The sequence below is a fragment of the Halomonas sp. genome (assembly GCF_034520545.1).
Lineage (GTDB): Bacteria > Pseudomonadota > Gammaproteobacteria > Pseudomonadales > Halomonadaceae > Halomonas.
Map to the genome: position 1 here is coordinate 576,628 of NZ_JAXHNN010000010.1, position 25,365 is coordinate 601,992.

The following is a 25,365-nucleotide window of genomic DNA, read 5'->3' on the forward strand; positions in this document are numbered from 1 at the left end:
ACCACGTAGTACGCCTGGTCACAGTTCAGCGGGCGGTCGAACAACTACCGCCAACTTTCCTGTGCATCAACTCCGCCTGGTGTAGATCCCGACTGCCGAGCAGGACGCCCTGACCGGCTATGGCCGCCTCCAGCGCCAGCAGCCCGTTGCCAAATCGCAGCTCCCGAAACGCTCCGACTTCACATCCCTGCTGCTTGAACCACTCTTTCCAGCCGCAGGGTTCGTCGAAGCGGGTAAGGGTACTGTCGCACAGCAACGGCAGCCCGCAGCAGTGCGTCGACATCGTCCACGGTGGCGGCCAGTTCAGGTGTGCACATGGGCACCAGCTCCAGACCCATCAGCCGCTGCGACTCAACGCCGGTATATTGGCCGTAACCGAGTCGAACGGAGACGTCGATGCCAGCGCGCTTGAGATCGGTCACACCGAAGGCGCTATCACGGAGGCGATCCACCGTATGAACACTCGCCTGCAGCCGCACTTCGGCGTCCGGGCAACGGGCGTAGAAACGGTGCAGGCGTGGCACGATCCATTTGGTGGCGAACAGAGGTTCGGCGCACACGGTGACGATCAGGCGCTCTTCTCCATAGGCGCGGATCTTGTCCACCGCACGACCCAGAGCCTGAAACCCCTCATGCAGCTCCGGAAGGGCCACACGCGCGGCCTGGGTCAGGCTGACTCGCCGGTGATGGTGGACGAACAGGTCGACGCCGAGATACTTCTCCAGCGCCTTGACCTGGTGGCTGATCGCCGCCGGCGTGACGTTGAGCTCCTTGGCGGCCGCAGCAGTTCTCGGGTTCGCGCGGCGACCTCGAAGTAGGAGAGTGCGATCAGCGGTGGGCGTCGTGACATGGGCAATACTCGGCAGGGATGCGGTGGGGCAGTGCGCGATCCAATGACGCGTTCGACGGCGAACTGACCCGCGCCGAGGGCGAAAGTACAGGCCGCTCCTCGGCAGCTTCCACCCCACCCTGCCGAACGACTCAGGCAGAAGAAGCAGGGACTGAGCTGCTGGCGCAGCAGGAACTTCTGGATCTTTCCGGTCGAGGTGGTCGGCAACGGGCCGAAGATCACCTTCTTGGGCGCCTTGAAGCGGCTGATATTCTCCTACAGGAACGCGATCAGGGCCTCGAACTCGAACTCGCTGCCGGGCCGCAGCTGGACGAAGGCCGCCGGGACTTCGCCCACTCGGCATCCGCCATCGCCACCACGGCCGCGATTTCGACGTCGTCGTGGCGCTGGATGATGTCCTCGACCTCCAGGGAGGTGATGTTTTCCCCGCCCGAAATGATCACGTCCTTCAGCCGGTCGCGGATCTTGATGTAGCCATCCGATTCCGCCACGGCCAGGTCCCCGGAGTGGAACCAGCCGCCGGCAAAGGCTTCGCTGGTGGCGGCCTCGTTGCGCAGGTAGCCCTTCATGACGATATTGCCCCGGAACACGATCTCGCCCACCGCTCGCCGTCGGCGGCAACTGCTGGCTCCGCCAGACCTGGTCCAGCACCGCGACGCTTTCCTGCAGCGGGTAGGTCACCCCGACGCCGTTGAGCCGGACCCGCTCCTCCAGGGGGCGTTGATCCCAGCCATCCTGCTTGGCGCAAACCGATGCGGGGCCATAGGTCTCGGTCAGGCCGTAGACGCGTGCGGAGCCCCGACGATCTTCTCCATCCGCTCCAGCACCGACGCGGGCGGCGCCGCCCCGGCGATCAGCCCCGACACCTTGTGCTCGATCGCGCCGCCGCAACGGCATCGGCGATCATGGCGTGGACGACGGGCGCACCGCAGTAGTGGCTGACCCGGTGCTGCCGGATCAGGCCCAGGATCACCTCCGGGTCGACCCGGCGCAGACAGACGCTGGTGCCGCCGATCGCCGCCAGTGTCCAGGGGAAGCACCAGCCGTTGCAGTGAAACATCGGTAGGGTCCACAGGTAGACCACCTCCCGGGGCAGCGTCCAGGACAGGACGTTGCTGACGGCATTGAGGTAAGCGCCGCGATGGTGGCTGACGACCCCTTGGGTCGCCGGTGGTGCCGGAGGTATAGCCCGCAGCGCACCATCCCACTCGTCGGCCGGCAGCTGCCAGTCGTCCGCTCCGGTTGCTCGGCCAGCAACGCCTCGTACTCCAGCTCACCGATGAAGCGCTCTTCGCCCTGACTCGGGTCGGAGACGTTGATCACCGTGGGCGCGGGTCCTTCCAGCCGAGCGAGAGCCTTTTCGACCACGTCCGCGTACTCGGGATCGACCAGCAGCAGGCGCGAACGGCTATGGTCAAGAATGAAGGCCACCGCTTCCGGATCGAGACGGATGTTGATCGCATTCAATACCGCGCCCTGCATGGGCACGCCATGGCTTACATGGCCGGAACGTTCGGCAACATGACGGCCACCGTATCGCCTCGCTGATACCGAAATGCTGCAACGCCAGTCTGCAGCAGCGGGAATAGGTCTGCTTCCAGCTGTAGCGTGTCTGTTGAGATCAGCGCCGTCCGGTCGGGAGACACGGCGGCAGCCCGCTTGATGAAGCTCAAGGGGGAGAGCGGTACACGATTCGCCGGGGATTCTCGAGGTGGTATCGAAATGGCAAATCACCAGCTGGTCTTACCCCTGTTGTTGTAATGAAGGGTTCAACATCCCGGGCTTTAAACCGGCACTTCGATTCTCTGGCGCACGCTGTGGCGCTACTCCGCCCAAGCGGGTTTACGCTTGGCCAGAAAGGCATCAATCCCCTCGCCTGCGTCAGGGTGCATCGATGTTCCCGGCGATCACCTCGCCGGCAAGGTCGGTAGGCGTCGGGCAACGCCATTCGACGCTGGGAATGGAACATGGACTTGCCGAAGCGCGCCTGCCGCCGGGCCCTCGCTCAGGATTTGTTCCACCTTGTCGGCCACCGGCAGCGTCCAGGTCGGCATCCTCGGTGACGCCACTGAAGGAGCCCGCACGCCAGCGCCGTGTCAGCATCGATGAAGTCGCCGGTCACCAGCATGTCGAATGCCCGCTTGGCAGCGACGTTGCGTGACAGCGCCACGGCGGGGGTCGAGCAGAACAGGCCCACGTTGATGCCCGAGACCGCGAAGCGGGCCGACCGGGCGGCGATGGCCAGGTCGCAGCTGGCCACCAGCTGGCACCCGGCCGCCGTGGCCATGCCCTGGACCTTGGCGATGACCGGCACCGGCAGCGCAACGACGCTCTGCATCAGCCGGCTGCAGCTGCGAAACAGCGCCTGGTAATAGGACTTGTCAGGATTGGCTCGCATTTCCCGCAGGTCGTGACCGGCGCAAAACCCACGCCCCGCGGCACCGATCACCACACAGCGGACAGCGGAGTCGGCGGCGATCGCGTCCAGCTCCCGCTGCAACTCGGTCAGCATTGCTTCGGACAGAGTGTTGAATTTATCCGGCCTATTCAACGTGAGATAGACAGCTCCGTCTTGATCCTCCCTGAGAAGAATATCTTCCGAATATTGATTGTGATTCATGGATGACTCCCGCCATAGATGGCTGGTTACAGATGGTTGATCGTCACCTCGGCGGTGACCGAATTGCGGATGAAACAGTTCTTGTGGGCGTTGGCGTGGATCCTGGATATCGCCTTCTGATCCGGTATCTTGTCGCCACCGAAGGTGATGCGCGTCGACAGCACGATCCTCGTGATCGCCATCCCTTTCCTGTCGTCGCTTTCGAGATGGCCGACCGGCTCGCCCGTCAGCGCACTCGACCTGATAGCCCGGGAATTCGGCGATCGCCAGGAAGAACAGCATGTGGCAGCTGGACACCGCACTGACCAGCATCTGCTCCGGGTCGACGCAGCTGGATCACCCTGGATCGACCGACGCAGACGTGTCCATCTGCTGGCCACCGTTCAACGTCACGCAATGGTTGCCGTAGTAGGTGTTGGCATCGGTTTCATGGGGGTTGTGCTGCCAATGGATGGCGGATTGATGAACTGACATGGATAAACCTCCTGCGTGTAATGACGTCACCGTAAGCGATTCGGGAAATCGCCGTAAAACGACGATTGCTAAGCAGCTGGATTAGCCTGGCTAACGTGAAGTCCTGCAGTCCGCTTCACCGGCGTGCTTGCATGCTCTGTCGAGACCAGCGGGGATCCATCGGCCGAACATCACCCACTGAATTACGCACAGTAAGCCAAACACTTAGAAATGATCGCTTTACCCTGCACAGGGCCCCGGCCAGTCTGTCGCTGACCTGATGCATCCAGGTTAGCGACATGACAGCAACATCATGTTCACAGCGCTCTAACCAGCCTTGTCCATTCAAGCCGGAGACGAACCAGAACCGACAACTCCCAACCACCCAGGCACGTCTTTACAAACAAAGCACCCTATAAAAAGACGAGGAGTCCATCATGTCTTTGATAGATCGCAAGTACGGAGAGGAGCATCCTTATTGGGCGGCGGTCCCTTCAAGATCCGCCTACCCTTCATTCATTACCGCTGGGAAGCCGCGGAAACCGTCGAGTTTTCATCATGTCCGCGGTCTCGCTGGATGATTCACTCGCTGCAGCAGTACCTGGGCGTGCCCGACGATGTGGCGTTGGCATTCGTGGTGGTCTGCGGCGTCGGCTTCATGCTACCCAATCTGTTGGGGGTCCCTTTCGTCCCCGGCTGGATCACCCCTGCCATCCCGGTGGTCCTCCTTTTCATCGGTCAGTTCGAGGCCGGTCCCGAGGCCATCAGGGCCCTGGTGGGGCTGCAACTGGTGATGACCTTCATCTTCTTCTTCCTGGGTATCACTCGCCTGGGCACCAAGTTGGTCAACCTCATCCCCAGTTCCATGAAGGCGGGCATCCTGCTCGGCGCCGGCATCGCCGCCATCACCGGGGAGATCTCCGAGGGCGGTCGCCTGGCCAACACCCCCTGGGCGCTGAGCATCGGTTTTGCGGTCACCGCCTACACGCTCTTCTCCCTCTCCTTCCGCGATCTGGTCGAGAAGAATCGCTGGGCCAAGATCATCTCCAGCTACGGCATGGTCCCCGGCACTCTGGTCGCCATAGGCGTCGGCTGGGTGATCAGCGAATATCCCCTGCCGGCGGTGGAATTCGGCCTCACCTCCCCGGCCTTCACCGAGATGTGGAACTACCTGCCCTTCACGGTGGGCTTCCCCGGCCTGGATATCCTGTGGATGGCGATTCCCACCGCGATCATCGCCTACATCATCGCCTTCGGCGACATCATCGTGGGCCAGAGCCTGCTGGCCCGGGTCGATCACCTGCGTCCCGACGAGAAGATTGAAGTCAACGTCGTGCATATCGTCACGGGCATTCGCAACCTCATTCACAGCCTGTTTTGCCCCGATGCCTTTCCGGACCGCTCTTCACCGGCGTCATGGCCACCATCGCCGAGCGCTACCGCTACGGTCGATCGGCCATGGACACCATCTACAGCGGTGCGGGGGTGTTCTGGATCGTCGGCTTCCTGGCGCTGTTCATGCTGCCCCTGGTGACCCTGTTCAAACCGGTGCTGCCGATCGCCCTCTCCATCACCCTGCTGATCACGGGCTACCTCTGCATCACTGTGGCGGTGGAACAGGTCAAGGACGCCACCGCCATGGGGGTCGCCGGCATCATGGGGGTCGTGCTGGCGGTTATGGTGCAGCCGGGCTGGGGGTCGGTGTCATCCTCTACCTCATCATCGAACGCAGCAGAAGCATCGGCCGAACACGCCGAAGACGAACCCGAAGAGCCTATCCACCGAGGAGAAGGCCGCTGACTTCGGCAATTCCTGACCTCTCCCTGAAGAGGTCACCGGCGATTGGCTCAGTAGGCCAATCGCCTGCCACCGCCCACCGGATGAACGCCCCGTTGTTGCCATCGCAGCAGTGCGGGCGCATGAGCGAAACCACCATGAAGACCCTGAATGTTGAATACGCGATCGTCGGCGCCGGCACCGCGGGACTCGGTGCCTACTCGAAGATCAGCCGCAGGACCGATAGCCTGGTGATGATCCAGGACGGGCCCTACGGCACCACCTGCGCCCGGGTCGGCTGCATGCCCAGCAAACTGCTGATCACTGCTGATCACGCGCACCACCTGGCCACCAGCGAGTTTTTCGGGGTGTCGGCCTCGGGTAGCGTAGATGGCCGAAAGGTCCTCGAACGGTTGCGCCGGGAGCGGGATCATCGATTCGTCGCCAACAACCTCCGCTACGTCGACAAGATTCCAGCCCACCACAAGCTGGAGGGGCGCGCCCGGTTCATCGCACCGGGCCGGCTCAGGGTGGGTGAATCGGTCGAGGTAAGGGCACAAAGGATCATTCTCGCCTGCGGTTCGCGGCCTGCCATCAGCACAGTATTCGAGCCCGTGATGGCCCGCGTCCTTACCAGTGACACGGTCTTCGAGCTGGAGGACCTACCCCGCTCAATCGCCGTGATCGGCATGGGCGTCATTGCACTGGAACTGGGGCAGGCACTACATCGGCTGGGCGTCGAAACCGCAATCTATGGCCGCTCCGGAACGATCAACGCCCTCACCCACCCGGCCATGCAACAAGAAGCGCTCGACATCCTCGCCAACGAACTCGATCGCGACCCCAGTGGCCGAGCGGTATGAGCACCTGGGAGGACGCGGAAGGTGCCTGGATCGAGTACGAGCAGTCGAACGGCCAGCGGGTCACCCGGGTGTTCGAGGATACTGGTCGCCACGGGGAGGGTCTCCAACGTCGACCAGCTGGGGATGGCGCATAGCGGCATGGAACCCGGTGAAGCCGGTGCGGTAACAGCCGATCCACAGACGATGCGCTGCGCTGACCATCCCGTGTTTATTGCCGGGGACGCGACCGACCACCTGCCGGTGTGGCACGAGGCCTTCGACGAGGGACGTATCGCCGCCGACAACGCCTTGAGCTACCCGGAACCCGCGCTGCCGCGCCAGCCGCCGTTGATGGTGCTCTTCACCGACGATCGCCACCATCGGCCAGAGCTTCCGACAACTTCAGGGCCGAGAGGATCGTGATCGGCGACCTGCCGTTCACCAGCCCCCGGCATGTGGTCTGGAACAAGGTCCAGGGGCGTATTCAGGTCTACCTGGACCCGTGGAGCGGGGTCATCCTCGGTGCCGAGTTACTGGGGTACCAAGCCGAGCACCTGGCCCACCTGCTTGCCCTGGCCATCACACACAACATGACGGCGGAACAGGTACTGTCGATGCCCGTCTACCATCCCAGTGCCGAAGAACTGCTGCGGGAGGTCTTGATCGATGCTCAGAAAAAGCGCAAGCATCACGCGGTTGAGGCCATGAGCGTTTCGGAAGAGATCACCTAGACATGATGTCTAGCTGCTCCCCAGCATGAACGCACGAAGCTGCCGTTCCTCTCGCATAACATAGAGGACGAGAACCCGCCTCTCATCTTGACGATAAAAAATGCGACACGGTGGAACCACTACCTCCCTGTATACCGAATCAGGGAGCTCTGGAGGAATCCGTCCGGATTGAGGAAAATCTTCCAAACGCTCGATTTTATCGAAAACTTCCTGGACCAGATGCATGGCGGCAGCAGGATTATCCAGAGCAATGTACTCGGCGATTGCATCCACTTCTTGAAGGGCCGGCTCGGTCCAGATTACTTCAGCCATTTACTCATTTTCTCCCTGGCCTCACTTTGGCTGTACGTTCTTCCCTCAAGTACAGCGCGCTCTCCACGTGAGAGCCCCTCAAGCAGCTCAAGCCGACGCTGCATGAACTCGTAATCCTGCACATCAACAAGATAAGCGGATGGCTGGCCATGTTCAGTGATCAGTACCGGCTCTTTGGACAGATGCAGGTCTGCCAAGATTTTTGTGGCTTGGCGTTTGAGGTTTGTAACAAGCTCAACCTTCATGGGCTCACCCTGATCCGGATAGAAAGTGACACTATAGTATCACTTTGCGGGTGAGACAATCACAATGCGACGACCTACGCCATCCATGGAATACGCCTGCATGCCGCCGGCTACGACCTGCGCAGCCCGGAGGCCAGCACCGGCTCGGCCTCGTCATCGATATCCTCGCCGATGAATCCGCCGGACTGGCGCCGCCACAGTGCGGCATAGAGACCATCCCGGGCCAGCAGTTCCCGGTGGGTGCCGCTCTCCACGATCTGGCCCTCGTCGATCACCACCAGGCGGTCGAGCATGGCGATGGTGGAGAGGCGGTGGGCGATGGCGATCACCGTCTTGCCCTCCATCAGCGTATAAAGCTGCTCCTGAATCGCCGCCTCCACCTCGGAATCCAGCGCCGAGGTGGCCTCGTCCAGCACCAGGATGGGCGCGTTCTTGAGCAGCACCCGGGCGATGGCGATGCGCTGACGCTGGCCGCCGGAGAGCTTGACGCCGCGCTCGCCCACATGGGCATCCAGGCCGCGGCGCCCCTGGAGATCCACCAGGTCGTGGATGAAGGTGTCGGCATGGGCGCGACGCACCGCCTCCTGGATCTGCGCTTCGCTGGCCTGGGGGCTGCCGTAGCGGATGTTGTCGCGCACCGAGCGGTGCAGCAGAGAGGTGTCCTGGGTGACCATACCGATATGCCGGCGCAGGGACTCCTGGGTCACCTCAGCGATATCCTGTCCGTCGATCAGGATGCGTCCTCCCTCCAGGTCATAGAAGCGCAGCAACAGGCTGGCCAGCGTCGACTTGCCGGCCCCGGAGCGGCCGATGAGCCCTACCTTCTCGCCAGGGGCGATGGTCAGCTCGAGGCCATCGAAGACGCGAACGCCCTCCCCGTCCGGGCGCGCATAGCCGAAGCGCACGGCGTCGAAGCGTATCTCGCCCTCCGACACCGCCAGCGCCCCGGCATCGGACGCGTCCTGCACCGCTGGCTCCCGGGCGATGGTGTTGAGGCCATCCTGTACCGTGCCGATGTTCTCGAACAGCCCGGCCACCTCCCAGAGAATCCAGTCGGACATGAAGCGGATGCGCATCACCAGGGCGATGGCCACGGCGATGATGCCCAGCGAGACCGTCTCCAGGTACCAGGCGCCGATGGCCATGGCCGCCACCCCGGTCAGCAGCAGGGAGTTGAGCAGGGTCAGGCTGACGGTAAGGCCGGTGGCCAGGCGCATCTGTCGATACACGGTGCCCATGAAGCCCTCCATGGCATCGCGGGCGTATTCCTGCTCGCGACGGGTATCGGCAAACAGCTTGATGGTCTGGATATTGCTGTAACTGTCGACGATGCGCCCGGTCATCACCGCCCGGGCGTCGGCCTGGGCCATGGAGACGGCCCGCAACCGCGGCACGAAACCCCACATGATGGCGATATAGCCGGCCAGCCAGAGCACCAGCGGCAGCATCAGCCAGGGCTCGGCGCGGCCCATCAGCAGCATGGCGCCGGTGAAGTAGACGAGCACATAGACCATCAGGTCCATCAGCTTCATCACCGTCTCGCGCATCGCCAGGGCGGTCTGCATCACCTTCTGGGAGACTCGCCCGGCGAACTCGTCCTGATAGAAGGCCAGGCTCTGGCCGAGCATTTGGCGATGCGCCAGCCAGCGGCCGATCATCGGGTAGTTGCCGAAGATGCCCTGGTGGGTCACCAGCGCCTGCAGCAGGGTCAGCAAAGGCAGGCCGACCACCACCAGCGCCGCCATGCCGGCCAGGCGCCAACCATGCTCGTCGAAGAAGCCCTCGCGCTGAGCATCGGAAAGCCAGTCCACCAGGTCGCCCATGTAGCTGAAGAAGAGCACCTCCGCAGCCGAGACCAGGGCGGTAAGCAGCGACATCACGATCAGCAGCGGCAGCACCGGCCGCGAGAAGTGCAGGATAAAGGCGAACAACCCTTGGGGCGGAGTCCCCTGCTTTCCCTCGGGATAGGGGTTCACCAGGGTCTCGAAGGTGCGAAAAAGGGAGTGAAAGAGAGAACGAAACATGGCGGCAGTCCGGTTGCATGGAGTGACTCAGGCTCGACGTTCACGAGCCTCGTACAGGATTGCCAGGCCGAACGCCGATGATGGAATACCCGCAGGCGCTGGATACCGTTCAACCCAGTATAAACACTACGCAGGCGGCGGTGAGCGCGCCCATCACGCCGTTGAAGACCCGCCAGGCGCGCGGGGTGTCGAGCCAACGGCCGATCGCCGTGCCGAAGCCCGCCCAGAGCGCAATGCAGGGAAAGCCCACCAGCTCGGCAAAGCCCGCCAGCAGGAGCGCGTTGACCAGGATATCGCCCTCCTCCGGCAAGAAGCCGGCCATCAGCGCCAACCCCATCACCCAGGCCTTGGGATTGGCGAACTGGAAGGCCGCCGCCTGCAAGAAGCTCAGCGGCCGCCCTTCGCCACGCCGGCGCAGATCCGGCGGCGGCGCTGTGGCGATGCGCCAGGCCAAGTAAAGCAGATAGCCGCTGCCCAACACCCGCAGGGTGGTCTGCACCAGCGGATAGCGCTCGAAGAGCATGCCCAGCCCCAGGGCGATGCCGGCGAACAGCAGGAAGCAGCCACCCAGGATGCCGAGCATGTGGGGCAACGTACGCAAGAAACCATAGTTGGCCCCCGAGGCGGTGAGCATCACATTATTGGGCCCCGGCGTGATGGTCATGGAGATCATGTATAGGGCCGCGGGACCCAGAAAAGCCACAGCTTCCAACATATTGCACCCGTACAATTTTAGAGATATTGCCGATTTCGCCCCCACAGGCCGCCCCCATGGCAACAACCTCTGGCTGCCACTGCCAGAAGGCCTGCGCGCCGCCGAGCTGCTGGCCGCCCTGGAAGACCGCGGGGTGCGCCTGACTGGCCCGGAGCCCTTTTGCGTGGGCAGCCAGCCGGCGCCCCAGGCAGTGCGGCTGTGTCTCGGTGGGGCCAACTCGCGAGACGCCCTGACGCAGGCTCTGAAGGCGGTGACCGAGACCCTGCAAGCGCCACCGCCCACCCCCTGGCGGACGCTCTAGACGCCTACCTACGGCGGGCGAAATTCTGTGGCGAAGAGCTTACCGGGCGCTCGAGGAGACGCTCAGCGTGGTCACCGTGACCAGAATCAGACCCATGCCGATGAGCTGTATCGCGCCCAGGCTTTCATCGAGCACCACGACCCCGAACAACGATGCCGTGACCGGCTCGACCATCGCCACGATGGACGCCACGGCCGGGGCGGTATAGTTCAGCCCCACGATATAGAAGATGAACGACACGCCTGCACCGAGCACGCCCAGGGTGACGAAGAGCGGCCAGCTCGGGGTGCTCAACGCCGACAGGGTCTGCTGGGTATCGCCGAGCGAGAACAGTATGAGCGCGAGCACCGCGAAGGCGATGACGAGAATGGCCTGGGGGCTGCCGTGGGGCGCGGCATACTTGAAGCCGAAGATGAAGAGCGCGTAGGAGAGCCCGGAAAGCAGGCCCGCGGCAACGCCGATGGGGGTCACCCCGTCCGGCTGGATGTCATAGATGCGCGTCAGCAGCACGATCCCCAGCATGACCATGGCGATGGCGACCCACTTGAGCAGCGTGGGCTGCTCGAGCCTGAGAGCAAAGGAGACGAGAAAGACGAAGACCGGCGCGCAGTACATCAACGTCGCCGCCACCGCCACGCTGCCCTCGGAAATGCTGATGAAATAGAAGGTGAAATTGCCGGCCACGCCAAGGCCGGCTATCGCCGACCAGAACCATAGCCGGCGATCGGACAGGCCACTGCCACCCGGGCGAAGCGCCAGCCAGACGCCCACGAACACCAGCCCGATCGCGCCCCGATAGAACGAGACGACAAGGGGGTGCCAGCCATCGGCCATGAGCACGCCGCCGATGCCGCCAGACAGCCCCCAGAACAGCGCGGCCAGCATCACGAACGCGGTGCTCACTCTTGCCATGGGGCCTCCTTGCTGGCGCCGGTATGTCGGCGGCTCGATGAACGGGTGGCGGTGCGCGCCACGACAGCGAGTAGGATGAGCCGACTCGGCCGCAGTGGCAACACGGCGGGCGTCAGTCGGCACGCGCGGCGATGCGGTACCAAAGGGCGTAGAGCGCCGGCACGAACAGCAGGGTGATCAGGGTGCCGACGGCCACGCCACCGATCAGCACATAGGCCAGCGGCCCCCAGAAACTATCCAGGGTAAGCGGAACGAATGCCAGCATCGCCGCCACTGCCGTTAGCACGACCGGGCGGGCGCGCTGCACGGCCGCCTCCACCACGGCATCGCGCATCGCCATCCCCTCCTTGGCATTGTCCGCCACCTGCTGGGTCAGGATCAGGGTGTTGCGCATCAGGATCCCCGCCAAACCGATCAGCCCCAGCGTTGCCACGAAACCGAACGGCTGGTTGAACAGCAGCAGCGCCGCCACCGCGCCGATGAGCCCCAGCGGCGCGGTGGCCACCACGATGAAGGTGCCGGCAAAGGAGCGCATCTGCAGCATGATGAAGATCAGCATCAGCACCACCATCAGTGGCTGCAGGGCCTGGATCGAGGACTGCGCCTTGTCCGACTGCTCGACCGAGCCGCCGATCTGCAGCTGATAGCCGGCGGGCAGGCGCTCCCGCACTGCCGCCAGCGCCTCCCAGACCTCGAGGGTCACATCGTTGGGCTGCGCGCCTTCGATATCGGCATTGACGGCCACGAACGGCTGACGGTTGTAGCGCTTGATCACCGGCTCCTCGAACACCGTCTCCAGTTCCCCGAGCTGGGTGAGCGGTATCCGCCGCCCCTCGCGGTTCACGACCTCGAGGCTCTGCAGGTCGGCAACGTCCTGCGCGGCGCCACGCCCCACGGCGGGCACCAGGCGGATACCGTCGCGCAGTTCGGTGATGGTCATGCCGTCCAGCTGGAACTGCAGCTGGCGCGCCACCTCGTCCGGCGTCAGGCCGATGAGCTGCAGCCGGTGATGATCGATCGCCAGGTGCAATCTTGGCACACGCTCGTCCCACTCCAGGTGCGGGTCGCGCGTCGCGGGGTGCTCGGCAATCACCTCGCGCACCTCGTGGCCAATCTCGCGTAGCCGGTTCGGCTCGTCGCCCAGCACGCGAATGCTCACCGGCCAGTCCACCGGCGGGCCATAGAGCAGCTTCTGTACGCGCACCCGCGCCTCGGGGAAGGCGCCATCGGCAATGCGCTTCTCGAGCCTTTCGATCAACCGCTCGCGCGCCTCGACCCCCTCGGTCACGGCGATCAACTTGGCAAACGCCGGGTTGGGCTGTTCGGGATTGGCGGAAATGAAGAAGCGCGGCGCGCCGGCGCCCACGTAGGCGGAGAGCGATGCCACGCCCTCGGCCTCGCCGATCAGTGCCTCGAGCCGACGGGTCGTCGCATCGGTCGCGCCGATGGCCGTGCCCTGCGGATGGTAGACACTGACCAGCACCTCGGGCCGGTCCGAGCTGGGGAAGAACTGTTTCTCCACCGGGCCGGCCATGCCCGCCACGGCGGCCACCAGCAGAGCCACCGTCACCACCACCACGCTCTTGCGGAAGCGCACGCAGGTGCTGATGACCCCGCGCAGGCGCCGATAGCCGCGCGACTGGTAGGCCTCGTGCTCACCATGGGCGACCTTCTGCTCGGGCAGCAGCTTGACCCCCAGGTAGGGCGTGAACACCACGGCCACGATCCACGACAGCAGCAGCGCGATGCTCAGCACCCAGAAGATGTTGCCGGCATATTCGCCCACCGCTGACTGCGCAAAGCCGATGGGCACGAAACCGGCCACCGTGACCAGGGTGCCAAACAGCATCGGCGCGGCGGTGACGTTCCAGGCGTGGGCGGCGGCCTCGAGGCGGTCCCAGCCCTCCTCCATCTTCACGATCATCATCTCGATAGCGATGATGGCATCGTCGACCAGCAGCCCCAGAGCGATGATCAGCGCCCCCAGGGTGATGCGGTCCAGGTTGATGCCCATCGCCAGCATCACCACGAAGGTCAGCGCCAGCGTCACCGGAATGGCGATGCCGACCACGATGCCGGCACGCAGCCCCACCGCCAGCATGGTGACCAGCATCACCACCAGCACGGCGACCAGGAACTTCACCTGAAAGAGGTTCACGGCCCCGGCGATGGCCTGTGCCTGATCGGTCATCACCTCGAGCGACATGCCCAGCGGCAGGCGCTCACGCTCCTGCTGCCAGAAGGCATCAAGCCGTTCGCCGAACGCGAGGCCGTTCTCGCCGTTCTGCATCACCACGCCCAGCAGCAGCGCCTCCTCGCCGAAGGCGCGCACCCGATAGCTCGGCGGGTCTTCATAGCCGCGGGAGACCTCAGCGATATCGCCCAGGCGGATCAATCGCTCGCCGATGCGGATGGGCACCTCGGCCAGCGCCTCGGGGTCCGAGAGGTCTTGATCGAGCCGCAGGTACATCCGGGGACCATCCGTGTCCACGCGCCCGGCGGGCAGCAGGCGGTTATGCGCCTCGATGGCGGCGAAGACGGCCTGGGGTGAGATCCCCAAGCTTTGTAGCCGGGCCAAATCGAAGTCGACGTGCATGCGCTCCTGCCGCTCGCCCAGCACCTGCGCCTTGTTGGCCCCCTCGACGCGCTGCAGGCGATCACGGATCGCCTCGGCCTCGCGCACCATCTCACGCATCGGCATGCCCGGGGCGCTCAGGGCGACCAGCGAGAAGTAGACGTCGCCGAAATCCTCATTGATGAGGGGGCCGATCACGCCATCGGGCAGGGTCCCGGCGGCATCCTGCATCCGGCGGCGTACCTGGTAGAAGCGTTCCGACATCTCCTCGCCGGGCGTGTAGTCCTCGAACTCCACCTTCATGTCGGCCCGCCCGGGGCGAATGGTCGTCTCGATCCGATACAGATCATCTACCTCCTGGATGCGCTTCTCCAGCGGGTCCACCACGCTCTCCTGCATCTCCTCCGGTGAGGCGCCGGGCCACAGCGCCGACACCATCATCACGCGCACGGTGAAGTCCGGATCCTCCGCACGCCCCATGGAGGCGAAGGCATAGAGCCCCGCCAACAGGGCGATCACCAGGAAGAACAGCGTGACGGCGCGCTCGCGGACGGCCAGCGCGGAGAGGTTGGGAAAGCTCACGGTGTGCCCTTCTCGTCCAGCGGGCGTACCGCCATGCCCGGCGTGAGCAGGTGGGTACCCAGGCTGATCACCGCCTGACCCGCCTCGAGCCCCTCGCCGCTGACCCGGGCGTGCTCGCGGGTGATGCGCTCCACGGTCACCGCCAGCGGTTGCGCCTGGCCCTCCACGATCTGCCACAGCTGGGCGCCCTCGCCACGCTCATCCAGGGCCGCCACTGGCACGGAGAAATGCCCGTTGGCCTCGGCGTCGTCCAGGGTGAAACGGGCCTCGACGATATTGCCCAGGCCGCGCTCGTCGAGGGGCGCCTCTAGCCGATAGCGGGCGCGCCAGGTGCGACTCGCGGGGTCGGCGGCACCGGCCACCTCGCGGCGGGTAAGCGGAATGCGGCGCTCGCCCAGCAGCAGCTCGCCGGTTTCAGGCGGGCGCGACCGGGCCGGAAAGTTGACCTCGACCTCATGCGGCCCCTCCTGCGCCAGCGTGGCAACCGGCTGGCCGACGCCCACCACCTGGCCCGGTTCGCCGCTGACCTCGATCAGCATGCCATCGGCCTCGGCGCGCAGGGTCGCGTAATCCAGCGCGTTGCGGGCCTGGGCCACGCGAGCACTGGCGGCGTCACGGCGGGTGGTGGCCTCGCGCACGCGCAGCTCGGCGCGCTCGAAGGCCTGGCGGCTGAGGTAGTCCTTCTCCAGCAGCTGCCGGTCGCGAGCCAGATCTGCCTCGGCCACGGCCAGTGAGGCCTCGGCCGCTGCCAGCTCTGCGCGCGCCGCGCCAAGCGCCTCTTTTAGATCGCTCGGATCGAGGGCGAACAACACGTCTCCCTGACTAACCGCCTGCCCGGCATCGACGTGGCGCGTGGCGATCCGGCCGCTGACCTGGAAGGCCAGAGGCGTTTCATAGCGGGCGCGCAGCACCCCGGTCAGCGAAAGCGATGGCGCCGTATCTGCCGCAAGCGCCGTGGTCTTGACCCAGCGGGGCTCGGCGTCCGTCGATGACTGCGGCGTCTGCTCTTCACACCCAGCCAGCAGCAGCATCAACAGTGATAGGGCGAGGTATCGCATCGCACATCCTTGGTCGTGGCGGTGACGGTAGGCCGCGCAGACAGTCGGGGCACGGCTCAGCCCGTGGTGGCGGGGCAATGGAAGACAAAGCCACCAAGGGATTCAAACAAAGATTTTAAACGATCATACCTGATGCAGGCTTGAGACAATCGGACGCACCGTCACCCCGGGCCTTCATCTGCCGACCGCCTTTCGCACCCACCCTATCTAGCGCATGCCTGCGCATGGCGCCATAACGCAACGCCCCCACGCCAGGCAGCTGGCGTGGGGGCGTTGTGATGCAGGGCGTTGTCGACGACCGGCGGCGCGCTACGCCTCCGCCATGGGTAACCTGGCCTTGGCAGCACGCGCGTCGTGCAGTTTCTGATAGCTCTCGATCAGGCGCTGGTGCTTCTCCAACCCCTCCAGCGCCATGCTGGTGGGTTCCAGGCCGTGGAAGCGCACGCTGCCATTCACCGAGCCCACCACCGCTTCCATGGTCGCCTCGCCGAACATGCGCCGGAAGTTGTGCAGGAAGTCGTCCAGTTCCAGCTCGTCATCGAGGACGATCTCCAGTACCGCACTCACCGCGCGATAGAAGAGGTTACGCGCCACGGTGTTGTCGTTGTACTGCAGGAAGATATCGACCCGCTCCAGCGCTTCCTCGTGCTGGCCCAGCGCCAGGTTGATCAGCAGCTTCAGCTCGAGAATGGTCAGCTGACCCCACTCGGTGTTCTCGTCGAACTCGATGCCGATCAGGGTGACGATGTCCTGGTGGTCGTCGATCTGGGTCTCTTCCAGGCGTTCCAGCAGATCGGCCAGTTGCGCGTCGCTGAGCTCGTGAAGGTGGAGGATGTCCTCGCGGAACAGCAGGGCCTTGTTGGTGTTGTCCCACACCAGGTCGTCCACCGGATAGACCTCGGAGAAGCCCGGTACCAGGATGCGGCACACCGGTGCGCCCAGGTCTTCATGGACGGCCATGTAGGACTCATACCCCAGCTCCTCGAGGATGCCGAACAGGGTCGCCGCTTCCTCTGCGGTACTGCTGGAACCGCTGCCGGAGAAGTCCCAATCACAGAACGCGACGTCCGGGCGGGCGCTGAAGAAGCGCCAGGAGATCAGCCCGGAGGAGTCGATGAAGTGCTCGACGTAGTTGTTGGGTTCGGTGACGGCCAGCGAATTGAAGGTGGGCGGCGGGAAGTCGTTGAGGCCTTCGAAGCTGCGGCCCTGCAGCAGTTCGGTGAGGCTGCGCTCCAGCGCCACGTGGAAGCTCGGGTGCGCGCCGAAGGAGGCGAAGACACCGCCGGTTCTGGGGTTCATCAGGGTGACGCACATCACCGGGAACTGCCCGCCCAGGGAGGCATCCTTGACCAGCACCGGGAAGCCCTGGGCCTCCAGCGCCTCGATGCCCTCGACGATGGCGGGGTAGCGCGCCAGCACCTCCTGGGGCACATCGGGCAGCGCCAGCTCCTCCTCGATGATCTGCTTCTTCACCGCGCGCTCGAAGATCTCCGAGAGGCACTGAACCTGGGCCTCGGCCAGGGTGTTGCCGGCGCTCATGCCGTTGCTGAGGTAGAGGTTCTCGATCAGGTTGGACGGGAAGTAGACCGTCTTGCCATCGGACTGGCGCACGAAGGGCAACGAGACGATGCCGCGATCCGCCCGACCGGAATTGGTGTCGACCAGGTTCGAGCCACACAGCTCGCCCTCCGGGTCGTAAAACTCGCGGCAGTGGTCGTCGAGGATCTCCGCGGGCAATTCGTCGTTCGGGCCGGGCTGGAACCACTTCTCGTCGGGGTAATGGACGAAATCGCTCGCCGCGACCTGCTCGCCGAAGAACTGGTCGTTGTAGAAGAAGTTGCAGCTCAGCCGCTCGATGAACTCGCCCAGCGCCGAGCAGAGCGCACTCTCCTTGGTGGCGCCCTTGCCGTTGGTGAAGCACATCGGCGAGGCGGCGTCGCGGATATGCAGCGACCACACATGGGGCACGATATTGCGCCACGAGGCGATCTCGATCTTCATGCCCAGCGCCGCCAGATGGGCGGAGAGGTTGGCGATGGTCTGCTCCAGCGGCAGATCCTTGCCTTCGATCCAGGTACCGTTCTCGTCATTCGCCTCACCCAGCACCTTGCCCATCAGCAGCGCCTGGGCGTCCTCGTCGATGTTCTCCACCGCCTCGACCTGGAACTCCGGGCCCGTCTGCACCACCTTCTTCACGGTGCAGCGGTCGATGGAGCGCAGGATGCCCTGGCGGTCCTTGTCGGAGATATCCTCGGGCAGCTCCACCTGGATCTTGAAGATCTGCTGGTAGCGATTCTCCGGGTCGACGATGTTGTTCTGCGACAGGCGGATGTTCTCGGTGGGAATGTCCCGCGCGTTGCAGTACACCTTGACGAAGTACGCCGCGCACATCGCCGACGACGCCAGGAAGTAGTCGAAGGGCCCCGGCGCCGAGCCATCGCCCTTGTAGCGGATAGGCTGGTCCGAGATGACGCTGAAGTCGTCGAACTTGGCCTCCAGGCGGAGGTTGTCGAGATAGTTGACCTTGATTTCCATGGGGCACCGGGGGAGTTGGCGTGGGCAGAACGAGGGCAGAAAACCCACCATTATCCAGCTTTTCCGGCGGAGTGTCATGAAGAGGTTACAAGATCCCACCGTCACTTGAACATGACACCGCGTCTTGGCTTCATGGATATTGACGGGTCCGGTCCGGATATGAAGTGAGCAGAACACAGCCATAGGGCTGATGCTCGCCCTCGGACTGGTTCATCACATCCTGCGCAAGCGGCGTTACAGCGATTCGACCTTCCAGCAGGATACGCTGCCGGCCCACCTCGGCCACCGGCTTGGCGGGAGCGTGCAGACAGGGGTGCCGGCCGATCAGCCGCCAGCGACGCCGTTCCCGGACCCGAAGCGTGTGGTCTGGCGGCTGGAAGTCAACACCGAACTGCCCGGCGTCGATTACCGCGCGGTGTTCGAACTCCCGGTTGTCGCCCCGCAAGCGGACCCGGCTTAACCCCGGTCGTCCTGCTCCAGCCCCCGCCGCTGGTGCCATTCGGCGATGCTCTCCGCGGGGTAGCCGGCAAAGCACTGGTCGTTCTCGCGCGCCTCGACCTCGACCCAGCCGGCCTTGCTGTCGAGCAGCAGGTGGACTCGCTCGGGCGGGATCGGCAGCTCGCTGTCGATGGCCGAGGCGAAGGGGTGCACCAGCTCGGGCCAGTGGGGATCAAAGACCCACAGTGCGCTGGCGCAGTGCCGGCAGAAGTGACGCTCGCCGGCGCTCTGCTCCCCGTCTATCACCGCGCGATAGACGCCCTTGTGTTCACCGCCCTCGACCTCGAGGGTCTCGGCACGCCCGCTCAGGTTGATGGCATAGCCGCCACCACCCGCGGTCTTGCGGCAGATCGAGCAATAGCAGCGCTGGTAGGGATAGGGGTGGGGGGATTCGACGCGGAAGCGAACCGCGCCGCAGTGGCAGGAGCCTTCGAGTCGCATGGTGTCTCTCCGTGGGTGTGTTAATGATGACTGTGTCTTGACCCGGCGCCCTGACCGTCTAGGCCACCGCCTCGACCTGGAACTCCGGACCGGTCTGCACCACCTTCTTCACGGTGCAGCGGTCGCTGGAGCGACGCCGCCTGCGTGAGAGACGCCGCCAGGCACCAGCCGCCGAAGCTCAATAACGGTAGCGGAACTCAATCATGTGGAAATCCGCCCCGGTCGTATCAGGTCCATTAACGCCGGCATCGGAATAGTGCAGAAACCGATAGCCGAGCCCCAGCTGTCGATATAACGGCCCCCCGATGCCCAGGGTCAGGGCGAACTGGAAGGGCCCACCATAATCCTGCGTGCCGAAGCGATGCCGACTGAACAGGGCGCCACCCGCGCCCAGGTCCAGGAGAAAGCGCCCATCTTGGCTCCCGAGCGTCAACTCCGGGATGACCGACACGACGAGCGCATTTTTCCCACTGCCCCGCAACAGGCCGGCACTCGCCATCAACCGGGTGCCCATGCCCCAGCCCGACGTGGAGTAGCTCTCCCAAGGCAGCGCGACGTTGGCCGATAGGTCGTACTCCTTGAAATCCTCCGGCGCCTGATCCCCCAGCAAGGTCTTCTCCGAGACTCGGGCACGCAGGCTGAGACTCTGCAATTCCAGATCACCGGCGGAACTCGACGTGGTCGCGAGCAGGCAAGCGAGGACGATGGGTAACAGCTTGAAAGCGACTGAATGGCGAGATACTCCGATCACTGGCATCTGGCCTCCCTGGGAAAGACTTACCGATCAGGATCATGTTAGCTGCGCGAAGGAGCATCCGCTCGCGCCATGCGACACGGCGCCTACCGTGTCGATCCGCTTGCCTGACACCATAAGGAACCGTTTATGAAGCGATGCCACCTGACCACCCGGATACTGGCCGCTGCCAGCCTGGCGGGCATTTTTATGATGGGCATGGCCGTCGCCGATGGCTACCACCACGACGCTCACGTTAACGTGATCGCGCAGGCCGACCCCGAGGAAACAGCAAACGACGCAACTCAAGGTGAGCCCATGACCTATCTGATCGACTTCCAGGCCCCGGACGAATCGAGCCGCTGGCGCGCCATCAATGATAACGTGATGGGAGGTATTTCCCGGGGCGGCATGCAGGTGGAAGACGACATTGGCGTCTTCAGCGGCGAGATTTCGCTCGAGAACAATGGGGGGTTCGCCTCGGTGCGCCGCGAACCCGAGGCGTTCGACCTGAGCGATCATGAGGGCCTGGCGCTCCATGTTCGTGGCGACGGCCGCCGCTATCAGCTGCGCTTGCGCACCGACCAGCTCTTCGATGATGGTGCCTACCGTGCGCTGTTCCAGCCACCGGCCGGCGAGTGGCAGCGTATCGCCCTAGCCTGGCGTGAGTTCGAGGCCGTCTTCCGCGGCCGCAGGCTGGAGGATGCACCACCGCTCGACCCCGGTGCGATCCAGCAAGTGGGATTTCTGATTGCCGACAAGCGGCCTGGGCCCTTTCGGCTCGAGGTGGCGTGGCTCCAGGCGATGAGCAAATAACCTTTTCGCCAGCCTCGACCGCAGCACGCCCTGGCCGCGCGATCACGCAACTTCCTCTTCCTGGTGATACGCTCAGAGAGTGGGGTGTCTGTCGCCTGCCCGGAACAGCCGGTCAGGCAGCGGCATTCCTGCCGTCCCGACATTCGGATATCGTGGATAGCAAGCCCGTTCAAAGGAGGCATCACCGTGATCATCAAGGGACTCGCACTCAGTCTTATCCTCTTCGGTTCCGTCGGACTGGCCAGCGCCGATTACGCCGACGGAATGCGCTACTACGAACAGCAGGAGTACCGCCAGGCACTGCAGGAATTCGGCAAAGCAGCCAGAAGCGGCGATACCGATGCCCAGTACATGCTGGGCCGCCTGTACGAGGCTGGCAACGGGACCGTCCAGGACTTCGTGCAGGCTCACAAGTGGTACAACCTGGCCGCCGCACGCGGTCACAGCCATGCCGGGGAGGCACGCAACTCGCTGGCCGAACGCATGACGGCCGCTCAGATCGCCGAAGCGCAGCAGTCGGCGCGTGGCTGGCAACCGGAAGAGCAGAAAGCAGAGGAATCCTCTTCACAGGCGACACAGCGTTCGCGGCCCGATATCGAGAGCCTGACGGACCGGCAAGGCATAGCCGAAATACAGCGTGAGCTCAATCGGCTCGGCTATGACGCCGGCCCGGTGGATGGCGCCATGGGAAGAAGGACCCGCAGTGCGATACGCGAGTATCAGGCCGACAAGGGCATTGCCCGGAACGGCCGCGCCTCGGCCGAACTGCTGAAACGCTTGCGCCAGACGGAAAAGGAAGAGGTGGCCGCCCCTTCGGAGCCGCAACCCGAACCCGAGTCTCGGGTTGTCCTGCAGGACGACTTCGGCGACGGCGATTTCCGTCGCAATCCCTCCTGGACAGTGCTCAGCGGCGACTTCGAGGTCGAACAGAACGGCCTGCGCAGCATCGTGGAGATGCAACGGACGTCCCAACGCGAATCTCGCCGTCTCAGCTCCGAGCGGCCGGAAGAGATCGGTCTGGCGATGTTGGAGCTGATCCTCGAGCAGACGGGCAATGCCAGGCAAGGTGAGGTGTCCGCCCCGGTGGAACCGGCGCGCATCTTCGTCAATTCCCCCGTCGACAACGCCTTCAGGATGGAGCTGGAACTGGCCTCCCGGCAGCGGCCTGGCAGCCTGGAGCTGGGGCTCTTCCAGGGTAATCGACCCAACGGCACCGGCTATCGCCTGGTCTACACTGCCGACTCGCGCCCCGGACTAAGCCTGGTCAGGCTGATTTCCGGAAGCGCCGAGGTGGTGGCTCGCCACGAGGGCAGTCTCGACCTCGAGGATGGCAGGTTCCACCGCCTCGTCTGGACGCGTGACGAGGACGGGCGGATGCAGGTCCGCGTGGATGACCAGCGCCTTATTCAGGCAAGGGACAACGGCCTGCGCGATCCCTTCCAGGGCTTCGTGCTGGCCAACCAGGGAGGCGATTACACCCTACGGAGGATCAGACTGGAGGAGTAGCGCCTGCACCAGCGCCCCAGGCCATCAATTGTCCAGGGTTCTGGCTCCCGATCCAGAAAACGTGCCGCTTCCAGGGAGGCGGCACTTTTCTCGGTATCCATCAGGGGTTCCCGTTGTTCTTCTGCTTTTCATCGTTGGCCTCCATCCACCGGGCCCGACCTGCTTCCTTGGCCCGGTACATGGCCTGGTCGGCCAGCCGATAGATGGTCTCGGAATCCGGACCCGGCCCGGGAGCTCGGCACAGCAGACCCGCGGATGCTGTGATGTGCCGATGCGGGCCACCGGGGGAAGGAACTTCCATGGACTCGATGGCTTCAAGCAGCCTATCGGCCATCAATGCGGCTTCGCTCCGATCGCGGGGACGGAACACGATCCCGAATTCCTCCCCGCCCAACCGGAACACATGATCCTCGGCACGATTGAATAGCCCTTGCACTGTCTCCGCGACCCGCTGCAGCAGTTCATCCCCTTTGGGGTGGCCGAACGTGTCGTTGTACGCCTTGAAAGAATCCATATCGAGCATCAGGAAAGCGAACATCCGGTCATCGGAACGCCGCCTCATCTCCCGGCTGATCACTTCATTAAAGGTGTAGCGGTTCTGCATGCCGGTCAACGGATCATGAGCGGACTGGAAAGCGAGGGTATCTCTCAGCGACTTCAGCCACGCGATGGACTGTTGCCGACTGCGCAAGTACAGGGCCATCACTGCTGCCTGGAATGCCATGGCGAGCGTAATGGACAGCGCACCATCCAGCACGGCAACCGTATCTTCGAAAAACCCTCCGGTATTGGTCAGGATGACGGCATATAGACACAGGACCATCAGCGCTGTGCCGATGCTTGCTCGATAAACCGAATCCAGTAACAGATAGGCAGGCGCCGGGTAGATCAAGGGTATGGTGACGGCGAGGACACCCTCTCCTCTTGCCACAGCCAGCAGTAGAAGGAGGACGAACAGGGAGAGGTGCGTCAGTTTGGCCATCACCTCGAGCGGTGCTCCTGCGCGCAACGCAATGATCACACCCAGCGTCACGGCGATGCCCAGCAGGTCGGTCGCAATTCGCAGCGTTGACCAACCGAGCGAGCCGGTCGAATCGAGTACAAGGAAGAGCAGGAAAGCCACGCACCCCGCACCAGCCATCACATTCATGATGCTCAGACGGAGATAGTCCGGATCTTCCAGCGTGGAGCGCCCACCCGAGGTGATGAAATTCTTCCACAATACCGACCTGGCCCCGTACGCCATAGCATCCCGATACGCGCGTATCGCCTCCAAGGGGTATTTGAGCTTAGGACTGTCGTCGGCCTGCAGATCGTCGACGACAAAAACATGTCGTCCCTCAGTGGCGAGTATAGGAGAGAAAAGGGCTACGCCCCCGATTTGCAAGGCTCACGCCGCCGGGTTCGACTCCCGAGTGGAGGCTTCAGTGCGAGACCATGATCCAGGCCAGGTATTCAGGATATGGCGGGCAGCCGGTCAAGGCGCTTCCTTGCCCACCTGCTCCTGACTGAACTGCTTGTGGGTTCCGTCGCAGTAGGGCGCGTTGCCGGTCTGCTTGCACTGGCACAGGTAGGCCTCGCCATCCTGCTCGGCCTCGAACACCTTCGGAGTGAAGCCCGTGCCCTTATGGGAGCCATCGCAGAAAGGCTGCGTCTGGGAATGGCCGCACGCACAGAAGGCATACTTCTTGCCCTTCTCAAGCGTGACTGGCTTTGGTTGGTTGTCGGCGATGACGGGCTGGCTCATGGAGCCTCCTGGTGTCGGGATGGAGGGTGACAGTCTGGATGAGGGCCTGTGGCCTTGGCAATCTCGAGCGGGCTAACGATGCTGACGCCGCAGCGCCGAAGGCAACCGAAGGGCGACATCCTCTAGCCCGCCATTTCCCACTCGGCTAGGCTGGAACGCTTTCAGAATCCGAGACCCACCATGCAAGCCACCCTCGAGCAGCGCGCGCTGAAGCTCTCCATTTTCGTGACCCTGGGTGTTTCCAGCCTGGGGGTCATCTTCGGCTTGCTCGCCGGCTCGCAGTCGATCCTCTTCGACGGCGTCTTTTCCACCATCGACGCCGCCATGTCCGGGCTGGCGCTCTTCGTGGCGCGGCTCGCCGTGCGCGAGGCCAGCGACCGCTTCCAGCATGGCTACTGGCACCTGGAGCCGCTGGTCGCGGCGCTCAACGGCAGCATCCTGATGCTGCTCTGCTTCTATGCCTTCCTCACCGCCCTGCTTGATCTTCGCGAGGGCGGCCGCGAACTGGCCTTCGATCTGGCGATCGGTTACGCCGTGGTGGTGGCCATCGTCTGCTTCGTCATGACCGGCTACCAGCGGCGCATCAATCGCACCGCGGATTCCGAATTCGTGCGTATCGACATGCAGGGCTGGCTGATGGCGGCGCTGATCACCACCTCTCTGCTGGTGGCCTTCATCATCGCCCGCTTCCTGCAGGGCACAGACTGGGCGCACTTCACCCCCTACGTGGATTCGGTATTGCTGATGGTGCTGACGGCCAGCTTCATGCCGGTGCCCATCGGCATCGTGCGCCGCGCCATGAAGGAGGTACTGCTGATCGCGCCGAGCGGAATCGACCGCGAGGTACATGCGGCCATGGCGCCGGTGATGGCGCGCGACGGCCTGCTGCGCTACTACAGCCATGTCGCCAAGGCCGGCCGCGGCCACTATATCGAGATCCATATCGTCACCACGCCCGAGTACGGCCAGGGCCAGGGCATCGCCGTGCTCGACGAGATCCGCGAGCAGATCAGCGCCGGGCTGAGCCCGCCGCCGGAACGGCGCTGGTTCACCGTGGCCTTCACCGCCGATGAGCGCTGGGCGTAGGCCAGAC

At 64.1% G+C, this 25,365-nt stretch carries 29 protein-coding genes; 11 read left to right on the top strand and 18 right to left on the bottom strand.

Annotated features, from left to right (window positions below):
- Positions 1-179: 179 nt before the first annotated feature.
- The 3 genes from U5L98_RS11320 to U5L98_RS11330 all read right to left on the bottom strand — a co-directional run bounded on the left by U5L98_RS11320 (position 180) and on the right by U5L98_RS11330 (position 2,072).
- Positions 180-968: a LysR family transcriptional regulator gene (locus tag U5L98_RS11320; protein WP_322558399.1), complete on the bottom strand. Its 789-nt coding sequence runs from the start codon at positions 966-968 to the stop codon at positions 180-182.
- Between the two features lie 151 nt (positions 969-1,119).
- A complete protein-coding gene (locus U5L98_RS11325) occupies positions 1,120-1,452 on the bottom strand; it encodes an AMP-binding protein (protein WP_322558400.1) in 333 nt (110 codons plus the stop codon).
- Between the two features lie 251 nt (positions 1,453-1,703).
- The gene (locus tag U5L98_RS11330) at positions 1,704-2,072 is read right to left on the bottom strand and encodes an AMP-binding protein (protein ID WP_322558952.1); all 369 of its coding nucleotides are present in this window, start codon (positions 2,070-2,072) and stop codon (positions 1,704-1,706) included.
- A gap of 188 nt (positions 2,073-2,260) precedes the next feature.
- Here U5L98_RS11330 and U5L98_RS11335 point away from each other — a divergent pair, with 188 nt between their 5' ends.
- Entirely contained in the window at positions 2,261-2,398 is a 138-nt protein-coding gene (locus U5L98_RS11335) for a hypothetical protein (RefSeq protein WP_322558401.1), read from the top strand.
- A 457-nt stretch (positions 2,399-2,855) separates the two neighbouring features.
- Here U5L98_RS11335 and U5L98_RS11340 read toward each other — a convergent pair whose 3' ends face one another.
- The 3 genes from U5L98_RS11340 to U5L98_RS11350 all read right to left on the bottom strand — a co-directional run bounded on the left by U5L98_RS11340 (position 2,856) and on the right by U5L98_RS11350 (position 3,944).
- Positions 2,856-3,470, bottom strand: coding sequence for an enoyl-CoA hydratase-related protein (locus tag U5L98_RS11340; protein ID WP_322558402.1), 615 nt, complete (start codon positions 3,468-3,470; stop codon positions 2,856-2,858).
- A 26-nt stretch (positions 3,471-3,496) separates the two neighbouring features.
- On the bottom strand, positions 3,497-3,652 hold the full coding sequence (locus tag U5L98_RS11345) for a hypothetical protein (RefSeq protein ID WP_322558403.1): 156 nt from the start codon (positions 3,650-3,652) through the stop codon (positions 3,497-3,499).
- A gap of 154 nt (positions 3,653-3,806) precedes the next feature.
- Positions 3,807-3,944, bottom strand: coding sequence for a hypothetical protein (locus U5L98_RS11350; RefSeq protein ID WP_322558404.1), 138 nt, complete (start codon positions 3,942-3,944; stop codon positions 3,807-3,809).
- 457 nt (positions 3,945-4,401) lie between these two features.
- On the opposite strand from U5L98_RS11350, the gene U5L98_RS11355 reads away from it, so the two are divergent.
- The 5 genes from U5L98_RS11355 to U5L98_RS11375 all read left to right on the top strand — a co-directional run bounded on the left by U5L98_RS11355 (position 4,402) and on the right by U5L98_RS11375 (position 7,272).
- Entirely contained in the window at positions 4,402-5,457 is a 1,056-nt protein-coding gene (locus tag U5L98_RS11355; protein WP_322558405.1) for a solute carrier family 23 protein, read from the top strand.
- Positions 5,382-5,723, top strand: a complete 342-nt coding sequence (locus U5L98_RS11360; protein ID WP_322558406.1) for a hypothetical protein — start codon at positions 5,382-5,384, stop codon at positions 5,721-5,723. The genes U5L98_RS11355 and U5L98_RS11360 overlap by 76 nt, the downstream gene beginning before the upstream one ends.
- A 119-nt stretch (positions 5,724-5,842) precedes the next feature.
- Positions 5,843-6,562: an FAD-dependent oxidoreductase gene (locus U5L98_RS11365; protein ID WP_322558407.1), complete on the top strand. Its 720-nt coding sequence runs from the start codon at positions 5,843-5,845 to the stop codon at positions 6,560-6,562.
- Positions 6,563-6,700: 138 nt separating this feature from the next.
- Positions 6,701-6,964, top strand: a complete 264-nt coding sequence (locus tag U5L98_RS11370; RefSeq protein WP_322558408.1) for a hypothetical protein — start codon at positions 6,701-6,703, stop codon at positions 6,962-6,964.
- Positions 6,961-7,272, top strand: coding sequence for a hypothetical protein (locus tag U5L98_RS11375; protein WP_322558409.1), 312 nt, complete (start codon positions 6,961-6,963; stop codon positions 7,270-7,272). Before U5L98_RS11370 ends, U5L98_RS11375 begins: the two co-directional genes overlap by 4 nt.
- Before the next feature lie 9 nt (positions 7,273-7,281).
- On the opposite strand, the gene U5L98_RS11380 is transcribed toward U5L98_RS11375, so the two are convergent.
- The 4 genes from U5L98_RS11380 to U5L98_RS11395 all read right to left on the bottom strand — a co-directional run bounded on the left by U5L98_RS11380 (position 7,282) and on the right by U5L98_RS11395 (position 10,526).
- Positions 7,282-7,584, bottom strand: coding sequence for a type II toxin-antitoxin system RelE/ParE family toxin (locus U5L98_RS11380; RefSeq protein WP_322558410.1), 303 nt, complete (start codon positions 7,582-7,584; stop codon positions 7,282-7,284).
- Positions 7,572-7,829 (bottom strand): type II toxin-antitoxin system Phd/YefM family antitoxin, encoded by a 258-nt coding sequence (locus tag U5L98_RS11385; protein WP_022990189.1) that lies wholly within the window; start codon positions 7,827-7,829, stop codon positions 7,572-7,574. Before U5L98_RS11385 ends, U5L98_RS11380 begins: the two co-directional genes overlap by 13 nt.
- A 110-nt stretch (positions 7,830-7,939) precedes the next feature.
- Complete coding sequence (locus tag U5L98_RS11390; RefSeq protein ID WP_322558411.1) at positions 7,940-9,853, bottom strand: ABC transporter ATP-binding protein; 1,914 nt, start codon at positions 9,851-9,853, stop codon at positions 7,940-7,942.
- A 109-nt stretch (positions 9,854-9,962) separates the two neighbouring features.
- Complete coding sequence (locus tag U5L98_RS11395) at positions 9,963-10,526, bottom strand: LysE family translocator (protein ID WP_322558412.1); 564 nt, start codon at positions 10,524-10,526, stop codon at positions 9,963-9,965.
- 43 nt (positions 10,527-10,569) lie between these two features.
- Here U5L98_RS11395 and U5L98_RS11400 point away from each other — a divergent pair, with 43 nt between their 5' ends.
- Positions 10,570-10,869 (top strand): hypothetical protein, encoded by a 300-nt coding sequence (locus U5L98_RS11400; protein WP_322558413.1) that lies wholly within the window; start codon positions 10,570-10,572, stop codon positions 10,867-10,869.
- Between the two features lie 39 nt (positions 10,870-10,908).
- Here U5L98_RS11400 and U5L98_RS11405 read toward each other — a convergent pair whose 3' ends face one another.
- The 4 genes from U5L98_RS11405 to U5L98_RS11420 form a co-directional block, all read right to left on the bottom strand.
- Positions 10,909-11,781 (bottom strand): DMT family transporter, encoded by an 873-nt coding sequence (locus U5L98_RS11405; protein ID WP_322558414.1) that lies wholly within the window; start codon positions 11,779-11,781, stop codon positions 10,909-10,911.
- A 112-nt stretch (positions 11,782-11,893) separates the two neighbouring features.
- Positions 11,894-14,938 (bottom strand): efflux RND transporter permease subunit, encoded by a 3,045-nt coding sequence (locus U5L98_RS11410; RefSeq protein WP_322558415.1) that lies wholly within the window; start codon positions 14,936-14,938, stop codon positions 11,894-11,896.
- Entirely contained in the window at positions 14,935-15,996 is a 1,062-nt protein-coding gene (locus U5L98_RS11415; RefSeq protein ID WP_322558416.1) for an efflux RND transporter periplasmic adaptor subunit, read from the bottom strand. The genes U5L98_RS11410 and U5L98_RS11415 overlap by 4 nt, the downstream gene beginning before the upstream one ends.
- Before the next feature lie 309 nt (positions 15,997-16,305).
- The gene (locus U5L98_RS11420; protein WP_322558417.1) at positions 16,306-18,531 is read right to left on the bottom strand and encodes an OsmC domain/YcaO domain-containing protein; all 2,226 of its coding nucleotides are present in this window, start codon (positions 18,529-18,531) and stop codon (positions 16,306-16,308) included.
- A gap of 190 nt (positions 18,532-18,721) precedes the next feature.
- On the opposite strand from U5L98_RS11420, the gene U5L98_RS11425 reads away from it, so the two are divergent.
- A complete protein-coding gene (locus tag U5L98_RS11425) occupies positions 18,722-18,991 on the top strand; it encodes a hypothetical protein (RefSeq protein ID WP_322558418.1) in 270 nt (89 codons plus the stop codon).
- On the opposite strand, the gene U5L98_RS11430 is transcribed toward U5L98_RS11425, so the two are convergent.
- Positions 18,988-19,470: a GFA family protein gene (locus U5L98_RS11430; protein WP_322558419.1), complete on the bottom strand. Its 483-nt coding sequence runs from the start codon at positions 19,468-19,470 to the stop codon at positions 18,988-18,990. The two genes, U5L98_RS11425 and U5L98_RS11430, sit on opposite strands and share 4 nt — an antisense overlap.
- A 178-nt stretch (positions 19,471-19,648) precedes the next feature.
- Positions 19,649-20,227 carry an acyloxyacyl hydrolase gene (locus U5L98_RS11435; protein ID WP_322558420.1) on the bottom strand — a complete coding sequence of 193 codons (579 nt, stop codon included), beginning with the start codon at positions 20,225-20,227 and terminating at the stop codon, positions 19,649-19,651.
- Between the two features lie 126 nt (positions 20,228-20,353).
- On the opposite strand from U5L98_RS11435, the gene U5L98_RS11440 reads away from it, so the two are divergent.
- On the top strand, positions 20,354-21,019 hold the full coding sequence (locus U5L98_RS11440) for a CIA30 family protein (RefSeq protein ID WP_322558421.1): 666 nt from the start codon (positions 20,354-20,356) through the stop codon (positions 21,017-21,019).
- A gap of 186 nt (positions 21,020-21,205) precedes the next feature.
- A complete protein-coding gene (locus U5L98_RS11445) occupies positions 21,206-22,525 on the top strand; it encodes a peptidoglycan-binding protein (RefSeq protein WP_322558422.1) in 1,320 nt (439 codons plus the stop codon).
- 100 nt (positions 22,526-22,625) lie between these two features.
- On the opposite strand, the gene U5L98_RS11450 is transcribed toward U5L98_RS11445, so the two are convergent.
- A complete protein-coding gene (locus tag U5L98_RS11450) occupies positions 22,626-23,912 on the bottom strand; it encodes a GGDEF domain-containing protein (RefSeq protein WP_322558423.1) in 1,287 nt (428 codons plus the stop codon).
- Between the two features lie 90 nt (positions 23,913-24,002).
- Positions 24,003-24,272, bottom strand: coding sequence for a CDGSH iron-sulfur domain-containing protein (locus tag U5L98_RS11455; protein ID WP_322558424.1), 270 nt, complete (start codon positions 24,270-24,272; stop codon positions 24,003-24,005).
- Positions 24,273-24,452: 180 nt separating this feature from the next.
- Between U5L98_RS11455 and U5L98_RS11460 the strand changes: the two genes are divergently transcribed.
- Positions 24,453-25,358 carry a cation diffusion facilitator family transporter gene (locus U5L98_RS11460; RefSeq protein ID WP_322558425.1) on the top strand — a complete coding sequence of 302 codons (906 nt, stop codon included), beginning with the start codon at positions 24,453-24,455 and terminating at the stop codon, positions 25,356-25,358.
- Positions 25,359-25,365: the final 7 nt, after the last annotated feature.